This window comes from Granulosicoccus sp. 3-233, assembly GCF_052681095.1.
Window position 1 is genome coordinate 248,777 of sequence record NZ_JBQYLE010000008.1, and the last position, 20,227, is coordinate 269,003.

General features: G+C 58.6%; 18 protein-coding genes. 8 read left to right on the forward strand and 10 right to left on the reverse strand.

Features of this window, described 5'->3' with window-relative positions:
• The first annotated feature begins 103 nt into the window (after positions 1-103).
• Together ACUNV4_RS20745 and ACUNV4_RS20750 are read left to right on the forward strand one after the other, a co-directional pair.
• A complete protein-coding gene (locus ACUNV4_RS20745) occupies positions 104-1,507 on the forward strand; it encodes an L-serine ammonia-lyase (RefSeq protein WP_430880526.1) in 1,404 nt (467 codons plus the stop codon).
• Between the two features lie 14 nt (positions 1,508-1,521).
• Positions 1,522-1,986 (forward strand): CopD family protein, encoded by a 465-nt coding sequence (locus tag ACUNV4_RS20750; protein WP_430880527.1) that lies wholly within the window; start codon positions 1,522-1,524, stop codon positions 1,984-1,986.
• A gap of 98 nt (positions 1,987-2,084) precedes the next feature.
• Here ACUNV4_RS20750 and ACUNV4_RS20755 read toward each other — a convergent pair whose 3' ends face one another.
• On the reverse strand, positions 2,085-2,630 hold the full coding sequence (locus ACUNV4_RS20755) for a peroxiredoxin (RefSeq protein WP_430880528.1): 546 nt from the start codon (positions 2,628-2,630) through the stop codon (positions 2,085-2,087).
• 767 nt (positions 2,631-3,397) lie between these two features.
• Between ACUNV4_RS20755 and ACUNV4_RS20760 the strand changes: the two genes are divergently transcribed.
• Both ACUNV4_RS20760 and ACUNV4_RS20765 read left to right on the forward strand, forming a co-directional pair.
• Entirely contained in the window at positions 3,398-4,288 is an 891-nt protein-coding gene (locus ACUNV4_RS20760) for a polyphosphate kinase 2 family protein (protein WP_430880529.1), read from the forward strand.
• A gap of 96 nt (positions 4,289-4,384) precedes the next feature.
• The gene (locus ACUNV4_RS20765) at positions 4,385-4,633 is read left to right on the forward strand and encodes a PA1571 family protein (RefSeq protein WP_430880530.1); all 249 of its coding nucleotides are present in this window, start codon (positions 4,385-4,387) and stop codon (positions 4,631-4,633) included.
• 158 nt (positions 4,634-4,791) lie between these two features.
• Here ACUNV4_RS20765 and gspF read toward each other — a convergent pair whose 3' ends face one another.
• The 9 genes from gspF to ACUNV4_RS20810 all read right to left on the reverse strand — a co-directional run bounded on the left by gspF (position 4,792) and on the right by ACUNV4_RS20810 (position 15,613).
• The gene (gene gspF / locus ACUNV4_RS20770; protein ID WP_430880531.1) at positions 4,792-6,036 is read right to left on the reverse strand and encodes a type II secretion system inner membrane protein GspF; all 1,245 of its coding nucleotides are present in this window, start codon (positions 6,034-6,036) and stop codon (positions 4,792-4,794) included.
• Positions 6,036-7,532 carry a type II secretion system ATPase GspE gene (gspE, locus tag ACUNV4_RS20775; protein ID WP_430880585.1) on the reverse strand — a complete coding sequence of 499 codons (1,497 nt, stop codon included), beginning with the start codon at positions 7,530-7,532 and terminating at the stop codon, positions 6,036-6,038. Before gspE ends, gspF begins: the two co-directional genes overlap by 1 nt.
• 104 nt (positions 7,533-7,636) lie before the next feature.
• The gene (gspD, locus tag ACUNV4_RS20780; protein WP_430880532.1) at positions 7,637-9,853 is read right to left on the reverse strand and encodes a type II secretion system secretin GspD; all 2,217 of its coding nucleotides are present in this window, start codon (positions 9,851-9,853) and stop codon (positions 7,637-7,639) included.
• Positions 9,854-9,930: 77 nt separating this feature from the next.
• On the reverse strand, positions 9,931-10,839 hold the full coding sequence (gene gspC, locus ACUNV4_RS20785) for a type II secretion system protein GspC (RefSeq protein ID WP_430880533.1): 909 nt from the start codon (positions 10,837-10,839) through the stop codon (positions 9,931-9,933).
• A 388-nt stretch (positions 10,840-11,227) separates the two neighbouring features.
• Positions 11,228-11,725 (reverse strand): HU family DNA-binding protein, encoded by a 498-nt coding sequence (locus tag ACUNV4_RS20790; protein WP_430880534.1) that lies wholly within the window; start codon positions 11,723-11,725, stop codon positions 11,228-11,230.
• A 334-nt stretch (positions 11,726-12,059) separates the two neighbouring features.
• Complete coding sequence (locus ACUNV4_RS20795) at positions 12,060-12,662, reverse strand: YggT family protein (protein ID WP_430880535.1); 603 nt, start codon at positions 12,660-12,662, stop codon at positions 12,060-12,062.
• A 134-nt stretch (positions 12,663-12,796) separates the two neighbouring features.
• Positions 12,797-13,651 (reverse strand): pyrroline-5-carboxylate reductase, encoded by an 855-nt coding sequence (proC, locus tag ACUNV4_RS20800; RefSeq protein WP_430880536.1) that lies wholly within the window; start codon positions 13,649-13,651, stop codon positions 12,797-12,799.
• Complete coding sequence (gene tal / locus ACUNV4_RS20805) at positions 13,651-14,778, reverse strand: transaldolase (protein ID WP_430880537.1); 1,128 nt, start codon at positions 14,776-14,778, stop codon at positions 13,651-13,653. Before tal ends, proC begins: the two co-directional genes overlap by 1 nt.
• A gap of 112 nt (positions 14,779-14,890) precedes the next feature.
• Positions 14,891-15,613: a YggS family pyridoxal phosphate-dependent enzyme gene (locus ACUNV4_RS20810; RefSeq protein WP_430880538.1), complete on the reverse strand. Its 723-nt coding sequence runs from the start codon at positions 15,611-15,613 to the stop codon at positions 14,891-14,893.
• 185 nt (positions 15,614-15,798) lie between these two features.
• On the opposite strand from ACUNV4_RS20810, the gene ACUNV4_RS20815 reads away from it, so the two are divergent.
• From ACUNV4_RS20815 to ACUNV4_RS20830, 4 genes are all read left to right on the forward strand, one after another.
• The gene (locus ACUNV4_RS20815) at positions 15,799-16,836 is read left to right on the forward strand and encodes a type IV pilus twitching motility protein PilT (RefSeq protein ID WP_430880539.1); all 1,038 of its coding nucleotides are present in this window, start codon (positions 15,799-15,801) and stop codon (positions 16,834-16,836) included.
• A gap of 120 nt (positions 16,837-16,956) precedes the next feature.
• Positions 16,957-18,123, forward strand: coding sequence for a PilT/PilU family type 4a pilus ATPase (locus ACUNV4_RS20820; RefSeq protein WP_430880540.1), 1,167 nt, complete (start codon positions 16,957-16,959; stop codon positions 18,121-18,123).
• A 137-nt stretch (positions 18,124-18,260) separates the two neighbouring features.
• Positions 18,261-19,511 (forward strand): galactokinase, encoded by a 1,251-nt coding sequence (locus ACUNV4_RS20825; RefSeq protein ID WP_430880541.1) that lies wholly within the window; start codon positions 18,261-18,263, stop codon positions 19,509-19,511.
• Positions 19,508-20,227: a nucleotidyltransferase family protein gene (locus tag ACUNV4_RS20830; protein ID WP_430880542.1), complete on the forward strand. Its 720-nt coding sequence runs from the start codon at positions 19,508-19,510 to the stop codon at positions 20,225-20,227. Before ACUNV4_RS20825 ends, ACUNV4_RS20830 begins: the two co-directional genes overlap by 4 nt.

The window sequence follows — 20,227 nt, forward strand, 5'->3', positions numbered from 1 at the left end:
ATGTCGTTTCGATCCGTCTGCTGGCCGCTTGCAGAGCAACACGATCCGGGTGGAGTGCGTAGAGTGTGTCGGCTCTGGTATCACGAATTGCGAGTGTCGGCGTATGGCAATCAGTGTCTTTGATCTGTTCAAGAGCGGGATCGGTCCTTCGAGCTCGCATACCGTGGGGCCCATGGTGGCGGCGCGACGCTTTGCCATGGCCTTGCAGGAGAGCGACCAGAGCCGGAAAGTGGTGCGCTGCAAGGTGGAACTGTTCGGTTCACTGGGCGCTACCGGCAAGGGACATGGCAGCGATACCGCCGTGCTGCTGGGGCTGGAAGGCGAACATCCGACGACGGTGGACGTCGAGTCCATACCGGCGCGGCTTGAACGGATTCGTGAACGACGTGAAATCTCGCTGCCCGGTGGACATCTCATCACGTTCGACGAGAAACGGGATCTGGTCATGCACAAGCGACGGGCACTGCCGTTCCACCCCAATGCCGTGCAATTCGTGGCCAGTGACAGTGATGGTGAGGTCCTGTCGAAACGCACGTATTACTCGGTGGGGGGAGGTTTCGTTCTGGATGAGAGCGCCGCCGATGGCGATCCCGTCGTCAAGGCGGATGCCACCATCGTGCCATACCCCTTCACCACCGGTGATCATCTGCTGCAACTGTGTGCCGAACATGGCATGACCATCAGTCAGTTGATGATGCGCAATGAATGTGTCTGGCGACCGGAGGCTGAGGTTCGTCGGGATCTGCTGGCGCTGTGGCAGGTCATGCAGGAGTGTGTCCGCCGGGGTTGCCAGGTGACCGGCATCCTGCCGGGCGGCATGAAGGTCAGGCGGCGTGCTGCCGAGTTGTATCAGAAGCTGAGTCAGAATCCGGAAGCGTCAATGCGGGATCCGTTGACGGTCATGGACTGGGTGAATCTGTATGCCCTGGCTGTCAACGAAGAGAACGCGGCCGGCGGGCGTGTGGTGACCGCGCCGACCAATGGGGCAGCCGGGATCATTCCTGCGGTACTGCACTACTACTACCGTTTCGTGCCGGGAGCGAACGACGAGGGCGTGGTCGACTTTCTGCTGACTGCCGGTGCCATCGGCATCCTGTACAAGGAGAATGCGTCCATTTCCGGGGCGGAAGTGGGCTGTCAGGGAGAGGTCGGCTCGGCCTGCTCGATGGCCGCCGGGGCACTTGCCGCGGTACAGGGAGGCAGCCCGGAACAGGTGGAGAACGCGGCCGAGATCGGCATGGAACACAATCTGGGGCTTACCTGTGACCCGGTGGGTGGACTTGTCCAGGTGCCGTGTATCGAGCGCAATGCGATGGGATCGGTCAAGGCCATCAATGCCGCTCGCATTGCCCTGCGAGGAGATGGCAAGCATTTCGTGTCACTGGACAAGGTGATCAAGACCATGCGTGACACCGGTGCCGACATGAAAACCAAGTACAAGGAAACGGCTCGCGGCGGACTGGCGATAAACGTGATAGAAGTGCCTGTGAGTTTTCCTGATTGCTGAGCACCCTTTACACGATGAATGCATTAGCCATAGCACTGCACGGTCTGGCTGCCGTTGTCTGGATAGGCGGCATGTTCTTCGCCTATGTTGTTCTGCGCCCCAGTGTCGCCTTGCTGGAACCACACCGGCGACTCGGTCTGTGGGCTGCCGTGTTCCGCCGCTTCTTCCCCTGGGTATGGATGTGCATTGCCGTCCTGCTGACGAGTGGCTACTGGCTGGTGTTCAATGCCTTTGGCGGCTTTGCGACCAGTCCGGTCTACGTCCACCTGATGCATGCACTGGGTCTGCTGATGACGGCGCTGTTCGTCTATCTGTACTATCGCCCCTACCCGGTGCTGAAAGAGACCGTGGCCCAGGAAGACTGGCCGGCAGCCGGCGTGGCGCTGAATCGTGTCAGGCACATCGTGCTGGTCAATCTCGTGTTGGGGATGGTGCTGGTGCTACTGGTTCTGGCAGGTCGTTACGGCCTGTTCCGCTAATCGCAACGCGGCGCTCCGCCCCGGGGAGAATGGATTTACCCGTCCCCCGGGGCGGCCTTCAACAGTCAGCAATGCAAGGCTGACCTACTCTGCCTTGCTCAGGCGCTTTTCTGGCTGGCCTGCGTGATCCAGGACAGAACCGTATCGGCATCCGAACGTTCGAACGGGTCATTGCCGGCATTGTCGCCGAACTCCGGTTCAACGAACATCTCTTCGATCTGGCCATCGTTCACCACCATGGCATAGCGCCAGGAGCGAGGTCCGAAGCCGAGGTTTTCCTTGTTGACCAGCATGCCCATCTTGCGGGTGAATTCGCCATTGCCGTCAGGCAGCATGCGGACCTTCTGGATACCTTGAGCCTTGCCCCACTGGTACATGACAAAGGCATCGTTGACGGACAGGCAGATGATGTCATCGACCCCGGCTGCCATGAACTGCTCATGCAGTTCTTCGTAGCGAGGCAGGTGAGTGGAGGAACACGTCGGTGTGAAAGCGCCCGGCAAGGCAAACAGCACAACCCGCTTGCCCTTGAACAAGTCGCTGGTGGTGACGTCCTGCCATTTGAACGGGTTGTCGCCACCCAGGGACTCATCACGAACGCGTGTCTTGAAGGTGACGTCCGGTACGGTGCGCATGAAACTCATGAAGGCATTCTCCTGATTCGTTGGGTTGGAAGGATCGCTGTTGACCATACGGCGAAGTTGGGGGCGAGTTCCCTGAATCTGCGGAACAGCTTTCATGAATGATATTGCGTGAGGGGGATTGGGGGATTGGGGGATTGGGGGATTGGGGGATTGGGGGATTGGGGGATTGCGGGATTGCGGGATTGCGGGATTGCGGGATTGCGGGATTGCGGGATTGCGGGATTGCGGAATTGCGGAATTGCGGAATTGCGGAATTGCGGAATTGCGGAATTGCGGAATTGCGGGAGTGCGGGAGTGCGGGAGTGCGGGAGTGCGGGAGTGCGGGAGTGCGGGAGTGCGGGAGTGCGGGAGTGCGGGAGTTCGGGAGTTCGGGAGTTCGGGAGTTCGGGAGTTCGGGAGTTCGGGAGTTCGGGAGTTCGGGAGTTCGGGAGTGCAGATTGCGAATTCGCTTTCTGCCGACAGTGGTCTACACTTTGTCAGACTGGCTGCTGCGCCCGGCTTTCGACAGATCCGTCTGGTTCACCGCCGCTCTACCGCTCTACCGCTTGACCGGTTGACCGGTTGACCGGCCGCACGGGATATCATCGCCAGAGTAGTGCAGGATTCGGTGCCAGATTACCCCTGAATGTGCGCAATGTCGCATTCGTCGGCCTGCATTTCAGTTTCGTTTAAGCATTGTTCGGTAATGTTCGACCTGACCGCTGCTGCCCGACAGTAGCGGGTCGTGAGTGCTCGTGCAGAAGACATGAGCCAGAGGAGTCGAACCAGTGCCTGCATTGCCAGAAAAATCCGTCATTTCCTCGCCATTCATGGTCCCCCATGATGGCCGGTTCACGGTGGCTGACAGTCCTGCAGGACCCGGCAAGGATGTCGCCGGCAAGAAGGCGCTGGAAAAGCAGCTGGCGGATGCAGTGGAGGGCATCAGCGAATTGCAGCGAAAGCTGTACGCCGATGACCGCTATTCACTCCTGCTCATCTTCCAGGCCATGGATGCCGCTGGCAAGGACGGCACCATTCGCGCCGTCATGAGCGGGGTCAACCCGGCGGGCTGTCAGGTGTCATCCTTCAAGAGCCCCTCTGACGAAGAGCTGGAGCATGACTGGCTGTGGCGTACCACTCGGCGTCTGCCCGAGCGCGGCCGTATCGGCATCTTCAACCGCAGCTACTACGAAGAAGTGCTGGCGGTGCGAGTGCATCCCGAATATCTGCAGAACCAGCGCTTGCCCCGGCATCAGCATGAGGCTTTGTGGCAAGAGCGCTTCGAATCGATCCGCGATCACGAGAAGCACCTGTCGCGAAACGGCACTGTCGTCCTGAAGTTCTGGCTCAATGTGTCGAAGGATGAACAGAAGAAGCGTTTTCTGAAGCGCCTCACGACACCGGAGAAATACTGGAAGTTTTCCGACAGCGATCTGGTGACACGTGATCGCTGGGATGAATACATGCAGACCTACGAAAGCATGTTGAACGAAACTTCGACCACGTATGCGCCGTGGTTTGCCATTCCGGCCGACGACAAGCGTTACATGCGAGTCTGTGTGGCGGAGATCATTCAGCAGACACTGGAGGCTCTGCCACTGCGTTACCCGGAAAAGGCTCCGGAAGAGATTGCGAAGTTCGAGGAATACATTGCTCGTCTTGAAGGCGAGACTGATTAGAACCGCCATGTTTTCCATTGATGACAAGGTGGTCGGAGTCTTGCGTAGTCACTGTCGTCAAGCGAGTGCAGGGTGTGAGAACATAGGACCTGACCAATGAAGCAGTTCAATGTAGAGCAAGCCGATACGTTGACACCGTTGCCCGATGGGATGACGGTATGCGCAACAATTGACGAATCGGGAACCGAACACGAAATCACGGAACTCATGATCCGACGTGCCTGCGAGCAGATGGACGCCGATCAGTTGTGGCCCTATGCCAGCCACAAGCTCTGTGCAACGGTCCGACCCGTACCCGCTGGTGGGGCTCGCATCATCCCGTTCAAGCCGCGCAGCGTCAATTGAATCAACTTCCTGCAACTGCTCACCGCCGGCTGTGCCCGGTGGGCAGCACGCTTGACGCTGTTGCCGGCGTCCGGGGCAGGGTAGACGGGGCTATCTGACGGGCCGCCAACCGGTCAGCGGCAGAATCTGTTCGGGGCCGCCACCAACGGCCCGTGAAATCAGTTGACCAGCTGGTTCATCTCGAAGATCGGCAACAGGATACCCAGCACGATCGTCAGTACCACACCACCCATTATCAGAATGACCACCGGCTCGAACAGACCGAGGAATACCGACATCAGCGAGTTGAGTTCGCGTTCCTGATGAGCTGCTGCTTTCTCCAGCATGCTGTCCAGTTGGCCGGAAGATTCACCACTGGCGATCAGATGCAGCAGCATCGGCGGAAAATAACCGGTTCTCTCCAGCGCGCCACTGAGCGTTGAACCTTCGCGAACCTGAACCGCGGCGTTGTTCACCGCCTTGCGCATCGGCCGGTTGGTGATTACCTGAGAGCCGATATCCAGTGCTTCCAGTACCGGCACACCACTGGCCGCCAGGATGCTCAGCGTTCTGGCGAACTGCGCCGTGTTGAATCCACGGATCAGTCGCTTGAACAGCGGCAACTTCAGCAATCCGCTGTGAATTCGTGTCTTGAAGGCCTCGTTGCGCATGGCACGCTTGAACGCAACGAGCAGTACAAAGCCCACACCGAGCACCACCACGCCATACTGCCGCACGAAGGCGCTGGCGGACAGCATGGCCTGAGTGAGGGCGGGCAGTTCCTGATCCATGCCTTCGAAAACCTGAACCACCTGCGGAACCACATAGGCCAGCAGAAAGCCCACGATGAGAATGGAGGCCACGACCAGTACGCTGGGATAGATCAGGGCCTTCTTGACCGTGGCATTGGCCACCTGTCGCTCCTCGGTGTAGTCTGCCAGACGCTCCAGCACGGCATCCAGGTGGCCGGACTGTTCTCCGGCGGCAACGGTTGCCTGATAGATTTCAGGGAATACCTTGGGGTAGTCGGACAGGGCGGCGGCAAAACTGTGCCCTTCGAGGACCTTGGCGCGAACCGACAGCAGCAGAGACTTGATGCGTGGTTTCTCGGTTTGCCGGCTGACCGCAGACAGGGATTCTTCCAGCGGCGTGCCGGCAGCGCTCAGCGTGGCGATCTGCCGCGTCAGCAAGGCCAGATCGTTGGTCTTGATACCGCCACGGAAGGTGGGCGTCGAATTGCGTGGGCCGGCCTTTTCACCCGCCTTGCGCTTCTTGCGGTTGCGTCCCGAGGTTTCCGAGACTTCCAGCGGGGTCAGGCCTTGCTGCCGTAACTGCTGGCGTGCCAGACGGGCCGTATCGGCTTCCAGAACTCCCTTTTTTTCCCGCCCGCGCGCATCCAGCACCAGGTATTCAAAAGCGGCCATCAGCCCTCTCGAGTCACACGCAGGACTTCTTCGAGAGACGTCTTGCCTGCAAGCACCAGACGCATGCCATCTTCCGTGATCCCCGAGCTTCTGGTCCGGGCATAGCGTTCCATCTCCATCTCGGACTCGCCATCGTGGATCATGCCGCGAATGGTTTCGTCCACCAGCACCACTTCGTAGATGCCCTGGCGTCCCGCATAACCGGTATGACCGCAACGATCACAACCGTGGGGTTCGCACATGTGATGCGCCTTGTCAGCGGTTGTCTTCAGTGACTCGAGTTCACCCTTGGTGGGTGTGTGTGGACGCTTGCACTCGGGGCAGAGCAGCCGGACCAGTCGCTGAGCGACAAGGCCGACCAGACTGGAGGAAAGCAGAAAAGGCTCGACACCCATGTCACGCAGTCGGGTGATGGCGCCGATGGCGGTATTGGTATGCAGAGTCGACAATACCAGATGGCCCGTCAGTGAGGCCTGAACGGCAATCTCGGCTGTCTCGGTATCTCGAATCTCACCGATCATGACGATATCCGGATCCTGTCGCAGAATGGCGCGCAGACCGCGCGCGAAATCCAGGTCCACCTTGGTATTGACCTGAGTCTGACCGATGCCGTCGATGTAGTATTCGATGGGATCCTCGACGGTGAGGATGGTGTACTTGCTGGTGTTGAGTTTGGCCAGGGCCGCGTACAGGGTCGTCGTCTTGCCCGAACCGGTCGGGCCGGTAACCAGCACGATGCCATGCGAGAGCCCGAGGCTTTTCTGCATGTCCTGCAATGCCTGGGGGGGCATGCCCAGATGCTCCAGGTCGAGACGTCCGGCCTGCTTGTCCAGCAAACGCAGCACGACGCGTTCGCCATGGCCCGATGGCAGGGTCGATACCCGCACATCGACCGGACGTCCCGCCACACGCAGGCTGATGCGTCCATCCTGGGGCAGGCGACGTTCGGCAATGTCCAGCTTGGCCATGACCTTCAGTCGGGAAATGACCATGGGGGCAATGGCGCGGGGTGGCTCCAGCAGTTTCTGCATGACACCATCAACCCGGTAGCGCACGGCCAGGCGTTTTTCGAAGGGTTCGATATGGATGTCCGAGGCCTGCTTGCGTACGGCCTCTGTCAGCATGGCATTGATCAGGCGGATGACCGGGGCATCATCGGTGGATTCCAGCAGGTCTTCGGGCTCGGGCAGGGCCTGAGCCAGTTGCGCCAGATCCATGTCGTCGTCGAAGTCATCCATGATATCGATGGCCTGACCGGTCTCGCCTTCATAGTGGCGAGTGAGGCGCGCATCGAATTCATCAGCGGTCACGGGATCCATGACCAGGGAGCGACCAGCCTTGCGACGGGCTTCGGTCAGCGCACTGAGCGGGACACCGGGCCGGTGGACCAGCAGCAGCTCACCCTTGGCATTGAGCTCCAGGATCACGCCATGGCGTTTGGCAAAGGTATAGGGAAGATCAGTGTATGTCAGCTCGACACCGGTCTCCAGTGTCATGCTACCCAGACTGCGGGTGGCATCCTGATCCGTCTCTTCGCCAATGAGCGTGCTGTCGGATGGATCGCCGACATCAATGAAATCCGCTGAAGAAGTCACCATGTCTACCGTGATGTCGTGTCGGTCTGTGAAGTCCGGCCAGCAACATCGGTACCAGAGTCCAGGCTGGCCTGGCTCGGCAGTGCTGCAGTTCCCGACTGTGGATTGATAACACCTGTCGCATCGGAGGTCGGCAGGATGGTGTTCAGATCACCATCACGTGTATCGACACGCCGACCCTCGAAATACAGGTGCAGGTCTGGCAGAACGGGACGTCCGTCGCTGATGTAGGACTCATCCTGTTCGAACTGGCCAAGTTGTGCCGCTCGCAGATCGTCGTACTTGCTGCGACTGTAGAAGTCGGCGGTTTCCGGGTTGCGCAGTATCGTCGGGTGCAGGAACACCATCAGATTACGCTTCGACTTGCTGTTCGTGCGGTAGCGGAACAGGCTGCCAAGCAGCGGAATATCACCCAGAAAGGGCACCTTGCTGCGAGTGTCATTGATCTGGTCGTCCATCAGGCCGCCCAGCACCAGAGTCTGGCCGTCTTCCACGAGTACGGTGGTCTTGATGGAACGTTTGTTGGTGGTGATGTCGGATGCGCCGGTGATCGCGGTGGCGCTGACGTCGGAGACTTCCTGCTCGATCTCCATCTTGATGTTGTCGCCTTCGTTGATCTGCGGTTTCACCTTGAGACTGATACCCACGTCCTGACGCTCGATGGTCTGGAACGGGTTGTCGTTGGCCGAGGACAGTTGCTGGCCGGTCACGAAGGGAACGTTCTGACCCACCACGATTTCCGCTTCCTGGTTGTCCATGGTGACAAGCGTCGGTGTGGACAGTATGTTGTTGTCGGTATCGGAAGCAATGGCGGAGAGCAGAAATCCGAAGTTGACGCCGTCGGACCCGAAACGCCCCAGAGCGAGGGAGAGACCCTGGCTCAGACTGGCACCTTCACTGGCAATGGTTCCGATCAGTGCCTGCGTGGCCCCACCGAGATTGGTGTAGGCGACCGGACGATCGCTGTCCGTACCGTCCACCGCAAAGTTCACACCCAACTGCGAGCTGTTGTCCGTGGTCAGTTCGGCGATGATGGCTTCAACCAGAACCTGCGCCCGGCGGATATCCAGCTGTTCGACAACCGCCAGAATGCTGCGCATTTCGTCAGGCGGTGCCGTGATGATCAGGGCATTGGTATCTTCATCGGCCTGGATATCCACATTCGGCCGATCATTGTCCTGGGTTGCCCGGCGGATCAGCGATGCCGTGGGCACCTGAGGTGTCGGTGCGCCGCCGGCATCTGTCTGCGGTGCGGCCTGCGGTGTAGCGGTGTTGCCACCGGCATCCGCACTACTGGTACCGATGAGCGCCTGTCCAGCGGAGACGCCGGTGAGGATGGCCAGCAGATCGGCCGCATTGGCATAGCGCAGGTAGACCACGCGCGTATTGCCGCCGGATTCGACAGGGGTGTCCAGATTCAGGATGATGCCGCGGGTGCGAGCGCGCGCGGAAGGGTCACCACTGAGCAGTATGCTGTTGGTTCTCTCATCGGCCGCAAAGCGTACCGCTCCCGGCGTGCCATTGATCTGCCCGCCGCCACTTTGCAGCGATTGCATGATGCGAATGATCTCGCTGGCAGAGGCATGGCTCAGGCGAACCACTTCCACTTCGTCATTGTCGGGACGGTCGATACCCTTGATGATATCGATCAGGCGCTGGATATTGGAGGCTCTGTCCGTCACGATCAGGGTGTTGGAGGAGGCATAGGCTGCCAGATGGCCTTGCTGCGGCACCAGGGGACGAAGGATGGGAACCAGCTGTGCGGCCGGCACGTTTTCCACCTTGATGACTTGTGTAACCAGTTGGTCGGAGGCGCTGTTGTCGGAGTCGAAGGCCGGGACCGGGCCCTGTTTGGCATTGACGTCAGGCACGATCTTGACCAGGTCGCCACTCGGCACGGCGGCATAGCCGTGGACCTGCAGTACTGACAGAAAGGTTTCGTACAGTTCCTCGGCATTCAATGGCGTGCTCGAGATCACCGTGACCCGGGCCTTGACCCGTGGGTCCACCACGAAATTCCGGCCCGACTGGCGGGAAACCGTCTGAATCAGCGAGTGTATGTCCGCGTTTTTCAGATTCAGGGTGAATGTGCCTTCCTGGGCCCGCACCGGTGTCGCCACGCCGGTCAGGGCGAGGGTTGCGGTGAAGGCTGCCGAGGTCGCCACGATGGAGGCGCGCAGGGCCAGAGCCGGTATCAGTTGAGGATTGGACCGCTTAAACATTGTCATTGAGAGCCGGAAGCTGTTCGCTGAGTGTAGCCGTAAAGACGCATGGGTGGTAATTCAGGGACGTCAAGGCTCTATTGAGCCAGCGAGATCGAGATGGGGACTTCGACACCATCTCGCAGGATCGTGACGTCGAGACTTTCCGCCTTGACCGCATTGCGCAGCGCGCGAATGCCCTGTTTCTGACTGTTCAGCTGGATATTGTTGACGCTGGTGATGACATCACCGGCAACAATTCCCTGTGCTTCCAGTATTTCGGGGTTCTGCTTGGGGGTAATACGGTAACCGACCAGCTTGCCATTCTCCTGATAGGGCTCTGCTGCCACGACCCGTCCCAGCATGGAGGGGTTACGTGCCAGGGTGTCGCGCAAGTCGCGAGGGTTGCTGGGCAACTCGATCGGCTGGTCAGCGTTGGCATTCTGGTTCTGACTGCGAGCGCTGCTGGCACTTTCTACCGGACGGCTGGCAATGGGTTGCACGTTTTCGGGCAGCATCAGTTTTTCAAGCTTGCCCCGATTGCGCAGTACGACGTGATCGGCATAGACCGCCTCCAGGGAGGTTTCACCGCTGATCTTGTCACCGATGCCATAGGCGTTCTGCTCGGCAGAACCGGCACTGATGATGGCAATGGCATTTTCCGCCGGTTCGTAGGCAAAAACACCTGCCAGCTGCAGATTGAGACTGGTGTTCTTGATGGGCTCCTGTGGCTTGGGTGCCTCGACGACAACCGGCTTCTTGCTGGCATCACCGAACAGATGAATCGAGGCGATGGCTCGCGCCAGTTCGGTTGGCCCGGGGGCATTGCTGCTGGTCACGGTAACAGGGCCGACGTCCGCCAGAGGCGCAGGTTCGGGTTGCGGTAGCAGTTTGACAGTGATCGCAGCCAGTGCCACGCCGACGCCTGCAACCAGCAGGGTATTGGCCATGCGCGGTAAACGCGTACTCTTGCCGGGCATCGCCATTGATGACGCAGTCGCACTCATGATAGTGGATCCTGGTGGGGTTCTGAAAGAAGGCGGTTTGCCGCAGACGAATCAGATGTGGACAAATTGACCTCTTTTCGAGCGCAAGGTTCGATGGAACAGGGAAGGTGTGCGCAGTGTAACGCCTGACGTCGCCGTCGCGAGTCGGTGTACACGGAAACACTAACAATATTGAAGCCAACAGTCGCATCTGTCTTGTCAAATTGATGACGATACGGGAAGGCAAGGCGCTCTCTGAGGGGAGCGCTGACTGATGACCGGGGAGGTAGGCGCCGGAGGATCAGGGCTGGGGGCCGACAGGGACGTGGCTGGACGGCTGCGAGCATCTTCATCGCAGTGCGACCCGGACAGACAGGCGTCCGGGCCGATGAGTGTCTTCGGTAACCCGTTACACCATGTCCTTCAGGTTTTTCAGAGGAGTGACCTTGACGACCTTGCGGGCCGGCTTTGCCTTGAAGGTAGTCTCCTCACCCGTGAACGGATTGATTCCCTTGCGGGCTCGAGTAGCTGGACGCTTGTTGACGCGGATTTTCATCAGGCCGGGAACACTGAAAGTTCCTGGTCCACGTGGCTTGAGGTTTTCCTGGATCAGATCGTTCAGGGCGTCGAATACGGAGATGACCTGCTTGCGGCTCAGCTCGGTTGTTTCGGCGATGGAGGCCAGGATTTCGGATTTGGTGGGTGGCTTCTTCACACCACCGGCAACGGCAGGAGATGCCTTCTTCTTGGCCGCGGGAACTTTCTTCGCGACGGGGACTTTCTTGGCGGTTGCTTTCTTGGCAGTCGCTTTCTTGGCGGTTGCCTTCTTGGCAACGGCTTTTTTGGCAACGGCTTTCTTTTTCGCTACCGGTACTTTCTTGGCTACTGCTTTCTTCTTTGCCGCCATGTGTGATTCCTCTGCTTGCTGTTGACTATGAAAGTTGATGTTCATGCAATGGCATGTCACGGCGTTTCCGCGATCCATACCGTTGTTCAAAACGCGCGAAAAGTAACACAGTTGGCGCGTCATAGTCAGCATATATAGACCAATAGACGCAAAAAACCCTGTATTTACAGCAGAAAATATCAGTTAGAGACAAAAAAAGCTGTATTTACAGGGTAATTCGGGCCGGGTAAACGCGATTTCGGTCGAGTTGTCAGTGCGGGCTCGTCGTCACCTTCGGTTCGTCGAGCAGCTCCACTTCCGTCATCGGGCAAGTGTTCTGATCCGCGAATGCAAATCAGACACCGAACAATTGTTGCAGGGTTCCCAGCAGAAAGATGCGTAGCGCGAACAGCCCGATGATCGTGAAAAACACGGTCAGATCCAGTCCGCCCATGGGGGGCAGGACTTTGCGAAGTGGACGCAGTACCGGTTCTCCGATGGAGGTGACCAGTGAATGCACGGGGTTGCCCGCTGCACCGGGAATCCAGCTCAGAACGGCCTGGATGATCAAGGCAAAGATGAAGACATTGAACAGCTGATGGATGAGATCGAGCAGGGCGAGAATCACCAGTTTGGCAACCGGTGCTGCACTGACCAGGATCGATTGTCCGAGAGCTGGAACATAGCCTAGGCTGAGCAGTTTGAAGATCAGCAACTTCAGCAGCAGTATGCCGAAGCAGAGTACCAGGGATGCCGTATCGTATCGTTTGATGCTGGGAATCACACGACGCAGGGGCACCAGCAAGGGATCGGTGATTCGCACCACGCCTTGAGCCAGGGGGTTGTAGTAATCGGCGCGAACTGTCTGCATGACAAAGCGCACGGCCACGACAGTGGCATAGAGGTTGAACAGAATGCCGAGGATGAAGCCGATGGCATTCAGTGCAGGATTGGCCATGATGGAAAATTCTCCGAAAGAGTGTCAGTTACATTGAGCAAGGGAGTTGTCCGCACCGGATTCGAGCAGGCAGCGGAGCAGAATACGTCATGCAAGCGCTGCGTCGTTCGAATCCGGGCGGACAGGTCAGACGGTTACTGCGGTGCGAGCTGGTCCCCTAACTCCACGGCACGATCATGTGCCGCCTGCATCGCCTCGCGAACGATGGCAGGCGTATCCCGAGCATCGAACACCTGTAGAGCAGCAGCAGTTGTGCCACCTTTGGAGGTGACATTCTCGCGCAGTTGTCCCGGAGGCAGTTCGCGCGTGCGTGCCATGCTGGCTGCCCCGAAGGCGGTTTCCATGGCCAGGGTTTCTGCAGACTCCGCATCCAGCCCCAGTGCCTGAGCAGCAGCACTCATGTGTTCGATGAGGTAGAAGAAGTAGGCGGGTCCACTACCGGAGACCGCCGTCACGGCATCCAGCATGGACTCCTTCTCCACCCATAGCGTCACGCCTGCGGTATCGAGCAGCTCGCCTGCCTGCTGTCGATGCTGTTCCGAGCATTCGTCGGATGCGAACAGCCCGGTTACACCAAGACCCAGCAGTGCCGGAGTATTGGGCATGCAACGGACCACCGCAGTTCCCCCTGGTAGCCAGGCCTGCATGCTCGATGCCCTGACGCCAGCGGCAACCGAGATGAACAGCGGCGCCAACCGTTGCTGCGTGCCGGCATCGAGCTTGCCGAAGGCATCTGCAAAATCCCGGCAAACCGGTTCGACGATATGTGGCTTGACCGCTATCACCAGACCCAGTGCTTCGTCCGAGGCTGCCTCGAACAGGTCTGCAAAGGATGCCGCCGACCGAATGCCGAAGCGTTCCACGACACGATTGCAGGCTTCGGCGTTCGGATCGATGACGGTGACACTGGCAGAGTCAGCGCCATTGTTGATCAACCCGCCTATGAGACTGCTGGCCATGTTGCCGGCACCGATGAAAACCCATTGCATCAGCTGGCTACCGTTTGCCGCTTTTCAGCCAGCACATCCAGCAGACGGCCGAAGGCTTCTTCGAAGGAGGCGATGCCGGCGCGTTCGAGTTCGTCGGTAATGTCATTGAGCGATATGCCAAGCTCGTTCAGTGCGGAGATTTCCGAATGAGCTGCGGAGAGGTTCTGTGTCAGTCTGGACTCTGCCACTCCATGATCCTTGAATGCATCCAGTGTGGCAGGCGGCAGCGTATTGACTGTATCGGGGCCGATCAGTTCCTCTACATAAAGTACATCGGAGTAGTCAGGATTCTTCACGCCGGTGCTGGCCCAGAGAAGTCGTTGCGGGCGAGCTCCCTGTTCCTTCAGTTTGCCGAACTGTTCACTGCCGAAGAGATTGACGAAGTGACCGTAGGCGACCTTGGCATTGGCGATGGCAATCTTGCCCAGCAAGGCCTTGGCCGCGTCACTGCCGTTCTCGCTCAGTGCCTTGTCAGCACTGACATCGACACGGCTGACGAAAAAACTGGCTACCGAGGCGATGCGATCGATGTCGTGGCCATCGGCAAGGCGTCTTTCCAGACCACGAATATAGGCCTGTGCAATTTCGCGATAGCGCGAGATGCTGAACAACAGGGTGACGTTGACGTTGATGCCCAGAGCCGTCAGCGCTTCGAACGCCTTGACCCCTTCGGAGGTGCCCGGCACCTTGATCATGAGGTTTGGGCGATTGACCCGTTCATGCAGTTCGACGCCCATGGCGATGGTGCCTGCAGCATCATGCGCCAGATCGGGGGTAACCTCGAGACTGACCATGCCATCCACACCACCGGTCTGTTCGTAGGTGTCTGCAAATGCATCGGCGGCTGCCTGGATATCGGGAATGGCCAGCTGATTGAACAGCTCCAGCTGGGTGATGTCGGGTGAACCGGCAACGATCTCGCCAATGGCTTCGTCGTATTCGCTGGTCTTGGCAATGGCCTGTTCGAAAATGGCAGGGTTGGACGTCAGGCCCATGATCCTGTCATCACGGATCATGGCCTGCAGGTCGCCGTCGAGCAGGCTTTTCTGGATGTAGTCGAGCCACATGCTCTGACCGATTTCGTAGGCGGCGGCCACCGGGTTGGAAGTGCTGTTCTGTTGGCTCATGATGATGTGTCCTTATTGAGTATGAGTAGTCTACCAAGATTGCCTGTTGTACTGAGGCTGCTTGAATGAGTGATGAATTCTGTCTGTCGAAGTTCGCCTGGTGCCTGCGTCGTCAGTTGTCACGTTGCCCGAATATGGCCGTGCCGATACGCACCAGCGTGGCCCCTTCGGCAATTGCCGCTTCCATGTCAGCACTCATCCCCATGGACAGGGTGTCCATGCCGGGGTGGCGTTTCTGCAGCGATTGCAGGCATTCATGCAGGCGGGCAAAGACTTGTCGCTGTTCTTCGAAGTCGCTTCGTGGGGCGGGGATGGCCATCAGACCACGCAGTGTGAGGCCTGGCAGTTCGGCGCACTCGTCAGCCAGTTGGTCGACCTCATCGAACTCGACGCCGGCCTTCGCGGATTCATTGTCGGTGTTGACCTGCAGGCAGATGTTCAATGGGGCCATTCCCGCAGGACGTTGTTCGGACAGACGTCTGGCCACCTTGAGCCGGTCGACACCATGAGCCCATTGAAAGTGCTCGGCAATACTGGCGGTTTTTCGCGACTGAATGGCTCCGATGAAGTGCCATTGCAGAGTTGCATCATCGAGTGCCAGGATTTTCTCGACGCCTTCCTCCACGTAATTTTCGCCGAAGGCTCGTTGGCCTGCCTGTATGGCGGCCTGAATGGCAGACAGTGGCTTGCGTTTGCTGACCGCCAGCAGTTGCACGCTGCCGGGTGATCTGGCATGACGGACTTCATGAGTCCGGATGTCCTGTTGCACCTTCTGCAATACCAGGACAATGTCCGAGGTCTGGCTGTCGTTCATCTTGGATGTGTCTGTGTTCACGTTATGAAGTCTCGGCGGACGGGTTTTTCCGTCATCAGCAGTTGCCGTGTGGCCGACAGGCTAACAAAAACAGGGCAGCGGCCGACACTATGAAAGTAGAGCAGACTCGACCGTGCTGGTCAGCTTGCTCCGATGCTTCTGTTGCAGTCATTGCCTGCACCTCGAATAGACAAGGTTCAAGATTCATGGATATCGCTCAACTTCTGACATTCGGCGTCAAGAACGGCGCCTCGGACATGCATTTGTCAGCGGGTCTGCCGCCGATGATACGCGTCGATGGCGACATGCGTCGGGTCAACGTACCCGCCCTGGACCATGCGGCTGTTCAGGCCATGGTGTACGACATCATGAACGACAAGCAACGCAAGGACTATGAAGAGAAGCTGGAGACGGATTTCTCCTTTGAAATACCGGACACTGCCCGATTTCGTGTCAATGCCTTCAATCAGAACCGGGGTTGTGGTGCGGTCTTCCGAACCATCCCGTCTGAAGTGCTGACACTGGAACAGCTGGGTGCTCCCCGCATCTTTCAGGAAATCTCGGCCTTGCCGCGCGGTATCGTTCTGGTCACCGGACCTACAGGCTCCGGCAAGTCCACCACACTGGCCGCCATGATGGACTACAAGAACGAGTCCGAGCTCGGGCATATCCTGACCATCGAGGATCCGATCGAGTTCGTGCATGAAAGCAAGAAGTGTCTGATCAATCAACGCGAGGTGCATCGCGATACCTATGGCTTCTCCGAAGCCCTGCGTTCTGCGTTGCGTGAGGATCCGGATGTGATTCTGGTGGGGGAAATGCGAGACATGGAAACCATCTCGCTGGCTCTGACCGCGGCCGAGACCGGGCATCTGGTCTTCGGCACCCTGCACACCAGTTCCGCAGCCAAGACGGTGGATCGAATCGTCGATGTGTTTCCCGCAGGAGAAAAACCCATGGTTCGCTCGATGTTGTCGGAGTCATTGCGGGCAGTCATATCGCAGACTTTGTTGAAGAAGACCGGAGGCGGTCGAGTTGCGGCACACGAGATCATGATCGGCACACCCGCCATTCGCAACCTGATCCGTGAAGACAAGGTAGCGCAGATGTATTCCGCCATTCAGACAGGTCAGGCGCATGGCATGCAGACGCTGGACCAGAACCTCAAGGAACTGGTCAATCGCGGCGTGGTGGATCTGGCCGAAGCGCGCAAGAAGGCGCAGAACCCCGACAGTCTGATGTAGGCAGTCACGTGTCGGCGTCGCCAGACGCCGTTCATTGTTACCCGGGCGACAGGCCGCTGATGCTGGCGCCGGCAGAATCTGCCATCGGGCAATCGGCATTCTCGGTCTGAGGAACAAGTTATGGATTTGAAGGTCGCCAAGCGATTCATGGACGAGCTGCTGGTCAGTCTGTACAAGAAAGGCGGATCTGATCTGTTCATCATCGCCGGCGCTGCGCCTTCCATGCGTATTCACGGCAAGGTGACGCCGGTCATGGACAAGAAGCTGACCGCCGAGCACACCCTTGCTCTGGCCCAGTGTCTGATGACGGATTCGGAGCGTGAGGAATTCAAGCTGCACAAGGAGTGCAATTTCGCCATCGCGCTGCCGAAGATCTCACGCTTTCGTGTCAACGCTCTGGTTCAACGCGGTAGCGCAGGGCTGGTGGTGCGGATCATTCCCAACGACATTCCCAGCTTTGCCGATCTTCACATGCCGGATATCCTCTCGCAGGTAGCCATGACCAAACGCGGTCTTGTCATATTCGTCGGCGGAACCGGTTCGGGCAAGTCGACCAGTCTGGCGTCGATGATCGATTACCGTAACGAAAACTCCAACGGCCATATCATCACCATCGAGGATCCGGTGGAATTCGTGCATCACCACAAGGGCTGCATCGTGACACAACGCGAAGTGGGTACAGACACCGAATCGTTCGAGATCGCCCTGAAGAACACCTTGCGCCAGGCACCCGATGTCATTCTGATCGGCGAGATCCGGGATCAGAAAACCATGGAACATGCCATCGCCTTTGCCGAAACGGGGCATCTGTGTCTGGCAACGCTGCATGCCAACAATACCAATCAGGCGCTTGACCGGATCATCAACTTCTTTCCCGAAACCCGGCACAAGCAGTTGTTGCTCGATCTGTCACTCAACATCAAGGCATTCATATCGCAGCGACTGTTGCCAACTCCCAGCGGCAAGGGGCGTCGAGCTGCCGTGGAAGTCCTGCTCAACACACCGCTGATGTCCGACATGATCATGAAGGGCGAAGTGCACGAGATAAAGGGGCTGATGAAGAAGAGCAAGGATCAGGGAATGCAGACCTTTGACCAGGCGCTGTTCGAGCTGCTCAATGAAAATGCCATCACCATCGAGGAGGCCATGCGCAACGCCGATTCGGTCAATGATCTGCGATTGCGCATCAAGCTCGAAGGTGGCAGTTCGTCGGCGGTCGATGACATGATAGCCAGCACCATGAGTCTGGAAGACGAAGAGGATGGCGATCAGCGCCTGGCCGGGTGATCGAGTCGTTTGTCCGAGACGAATCTGCTGGCGCGCATCGGCTCCGTTGCCGTAGTTGCCAGCAGCGATTTTCCAACCGGCAGCCTCAGACAGGCTAGAATGCGCGCTTTCCCAACGTTTGCCCGTACCCGCTTGTCATGCCGCACAGCTCCTTGTATGCCAGAGACGTCGATGATCTGATCGCTGAATCGTTGAGTCATGCCGCCGAACTCACCGGAATCAGTGATAGTCCGGAAGTCGTTGTCTCCCCGTATCGCTTCAACCCGATCGGCGCGCATATCGATCATCAGGGCGGCACCGTGCTGGCGCGTTGCCTCAATCAGTACACCATCCTGGTGTTCTGGAAAAACACTGACAGACGCAGTATGGTTCATGCCAGCCTGCAGCCGGGGCTCTGGCAAAGCTGCGAGTTCAGTCCGGATGAACTGAGCGACGAACACGGTTGGGACGCCATGGCTCGCGCTTCGGTAGCGGCCTTTGCCGACTACCGCGAGATGCGCTACGGGGTGACAGCAGTGGTCAGCGGCACGCTTGTCAGCGGCGGCTTGAGTTCATCGGCGTCGGTCATACTGGCCTATCTCAGTGCACTGGCCCGGGCCAACGATGTGCAGCTGAGCCCTGCGGAACTGGTAGAGCTGTCGAGGCGGGTCGAGAACGACTATCGCAGACTGAATAACGGTATCCAGGATCAGATGTCGATCGCTTTCGGCAGGCGTGACCAATTGTCCATACTGGACGTCGAGGACGTTCAGGCAACGTATGTGGGCGACCCGGTGGACAGTTCCTCGGTCTGCTTCCTGATGTGCTACTCCGGTGTGTCCCGCGATCTGGGTGGCTCACCCTTCAATACACGCGTGGCAGAGTGCCGGGAAGCTGCCAGATTGCTGCATGACAAGGCGGAGCATCTGGGGCAGGTGCCGATCGACAGACGTCTTGGCGCCGCTCTGGCAGCTCTGCCCGATATTCCGGCACGGCGGGCAGCACATGTCTATTCCGAGATGCAGCGCGTGCACGATGGAGCGAAGGCCTGGCAGTGTGGTGACTGGCAGACCTTCGGACGGCTGATGAACGAGTCCTGCCAAAGCTCCATCAATGATTATGAAAGTGGCAGTGAGTGGTTGATTGCCCTGCACGAGATTGCGCGTGGGCTCGATGGCGTCCATGGCAATCGCTTCAGTGGTGGTGGTTATGGTGGCTGCCTGTTCATGCTGGCTGACGTGGATGCAGTCGACCGGATTGCCGAGTCTCTGCTCGAGCAATACCTGACACGCTATCCGAACCTGAAAGGAGCCGCTCGCATCGTGATAGCCGAGTCGGAGAGCACCGTCAGAATCGTCAGTCCGGATGCCTGTCAACCGGTTTCCGTTCTGCAGGAGAACCGACTGTGAGCGGCTCGCCGGTTCGTCGAGCCGTGCTTCTGGCAGCCGGACGGGGGTCACGCCTGCGTCCCCATACGGATACCACACCCAAGCCATTGCTGGTACACCGGGGCAAACCGACTCTGGATTATCTGCTGGATTCGCTGCAGGCAGTGGGGGTCGACGACATCGTGCTGGTCACCCATCATCTGCACGAGCAGGTGGAAACCTATGCCGAGCAGCGCGCTGCGTCCCATGATCAGCGTGTGCGCTGTGTCCGGCAATCGCATCTGTTCGGAACCGCCCATGCCTTGCAGGCTGTCATCGAGGCAACACCGGATATCGTGGCAGCACCGTTCGTGCTCAGCGCCACCGACTACATCGTGCCGCGGGATTTCTTCGTCGAACTGCTGAATTTTCATGCTGCCCACGACGGACAGTTGAGCGTCAGTCTCAAGCAGCTGGAACTTGCGGAACTGGCAAAACGGTCGAGCGTGCGATTCAATGATGATCAGTCGCTGGCAGAGATCGTCGAGAAGCCCGAGCCGGGAACGGCGCCCAGTTCCATCGGTGCGAATCTGACTTTCGTGCTGCCGCCCGACATCACGCCCTATGTGCTGGAGGTTCCCATGTCCTCCCGCGGCGAGCAGGAAGTCCAGCACGCGATCAATCAATGGCTAGCCGACAAGGGCAGGGCCTATGGGCTGGTGCAGGCGATTCCGCCGGAATGGCAGATGCCGGCCTGA

What these genes read in the sequence shown, in the direction of transcription:
- ACUNV4_RS20745 (WP_430880526.1), top strand. Translation starts at nt 104, where the DNA reads ATGGCAATCAGTGTCTTTGATCTGTTCAAGAGCGGGATCGGTCCTTCG.
- ACUNV4_RS20750 (WP_430880527.1), top strand. Translation starts at nt 1,522, where the DNA reads ATGAATGCATTAGCCATAGCACTGCACGGTCTGGCTGCCGTTGTCTGG.
- ACUNV4_RS20755 (WP_430880528.1), bottom strand. Translation starts at nt 2,630, where the DNA reads ATGAGTTTCATGCGCACCGTACCGGACGTCACCTTCAAGACACGCGTT.
- ACUNV4_RS20765 (WP_430880530.1), top strand. Translation starts at nt 4,385, where the DNA reads ATGAAGCAGTTCAATGTAGAGCAAGCCGATACGTTGACACCGTTGCCC.
- gspF (WP_430880531.1), bottom strand. Translation starts at nt 6,036, where the DNA reads ATGGCCGCTTTTGAATACCTGGTGCTGGATGCGCGCGGGCGGGAAAAA.
- gspE (WP_430880585.1), bottom strand. Translation starts at nt 7,532, where the DNA reads ATGACACTGGAGACCGGTGTCGAGCTGACATACACTGATCTTCCCTAT.
- gspD (WP_430880532.1), bottom strand. Translation starts at nt 9,853, where the DNA reads ATGTTTAAGCGGTCCAATCCTCAACTGATACCGGCTCTGGCCCTGCGC.
- gspC (WP_430880533.1), bottom strand. Translation starts at nt 10,839, where the DNA reads ATGAGTGCGACTGCGTCATCAATGGCGATGCCCGGCAAGAGTACGCGT.
- ACUNV4_RS20790 (WP_430880534.1), bottom strand. Translation starts at nt 11,725, where the DNA reads ATGGCGGCAAAGAAGAAAGCAGTAGCCAAGAAAGTACCGGTAGCGAAA.
- ACUNV4_RS20795 (WP_430880535.1), bottom strand. Translation starts at nt 12,662, where the DNA reads ATGGCCAATCCTGCACTGAATGCCATCGGCTTCATCCTCGGCATTCTG.
- proC (WP_430880536.1), bottom strand. Translation starts at nt 13,651, where the DNA reads ATGCAATGGGTTTTCATCGGTGCCGGCAACATGGCCAGCAGTCTCATA.
- tal (WP_430880537.1), bottom strand. Translation starts at nt 14,778, where the DNA reads ATGAGCCAACAGAACAGCACTTCCAACCCGGTGGCCGCCGCCTACGAA.
- ACUNV4_RS20815 (WP_430880539.1), top strand. Translation starts at nt 15,799, where the DNA reads ATGGATATCGCTCAACTTCTGACATTCGGCGTCAAGAACGGCGCCTCG.
- ACUNV4_RS20820 (WP_430880540.1), top strand. Translation starts at nt 16,957, where the DNA reads ATGGATTTGAAGGTCGCCAAGCGATTCATGGACGAGCTGCTGGTCAGT.
- ACUNV4_RS20825 (WP_430880541.1), top strand. Translation starts at nt 18,261, where the DNA reads ATGCCGCACAGCTCCTTGTATGCCAGAGACGTCGATGATCTGATCGCT.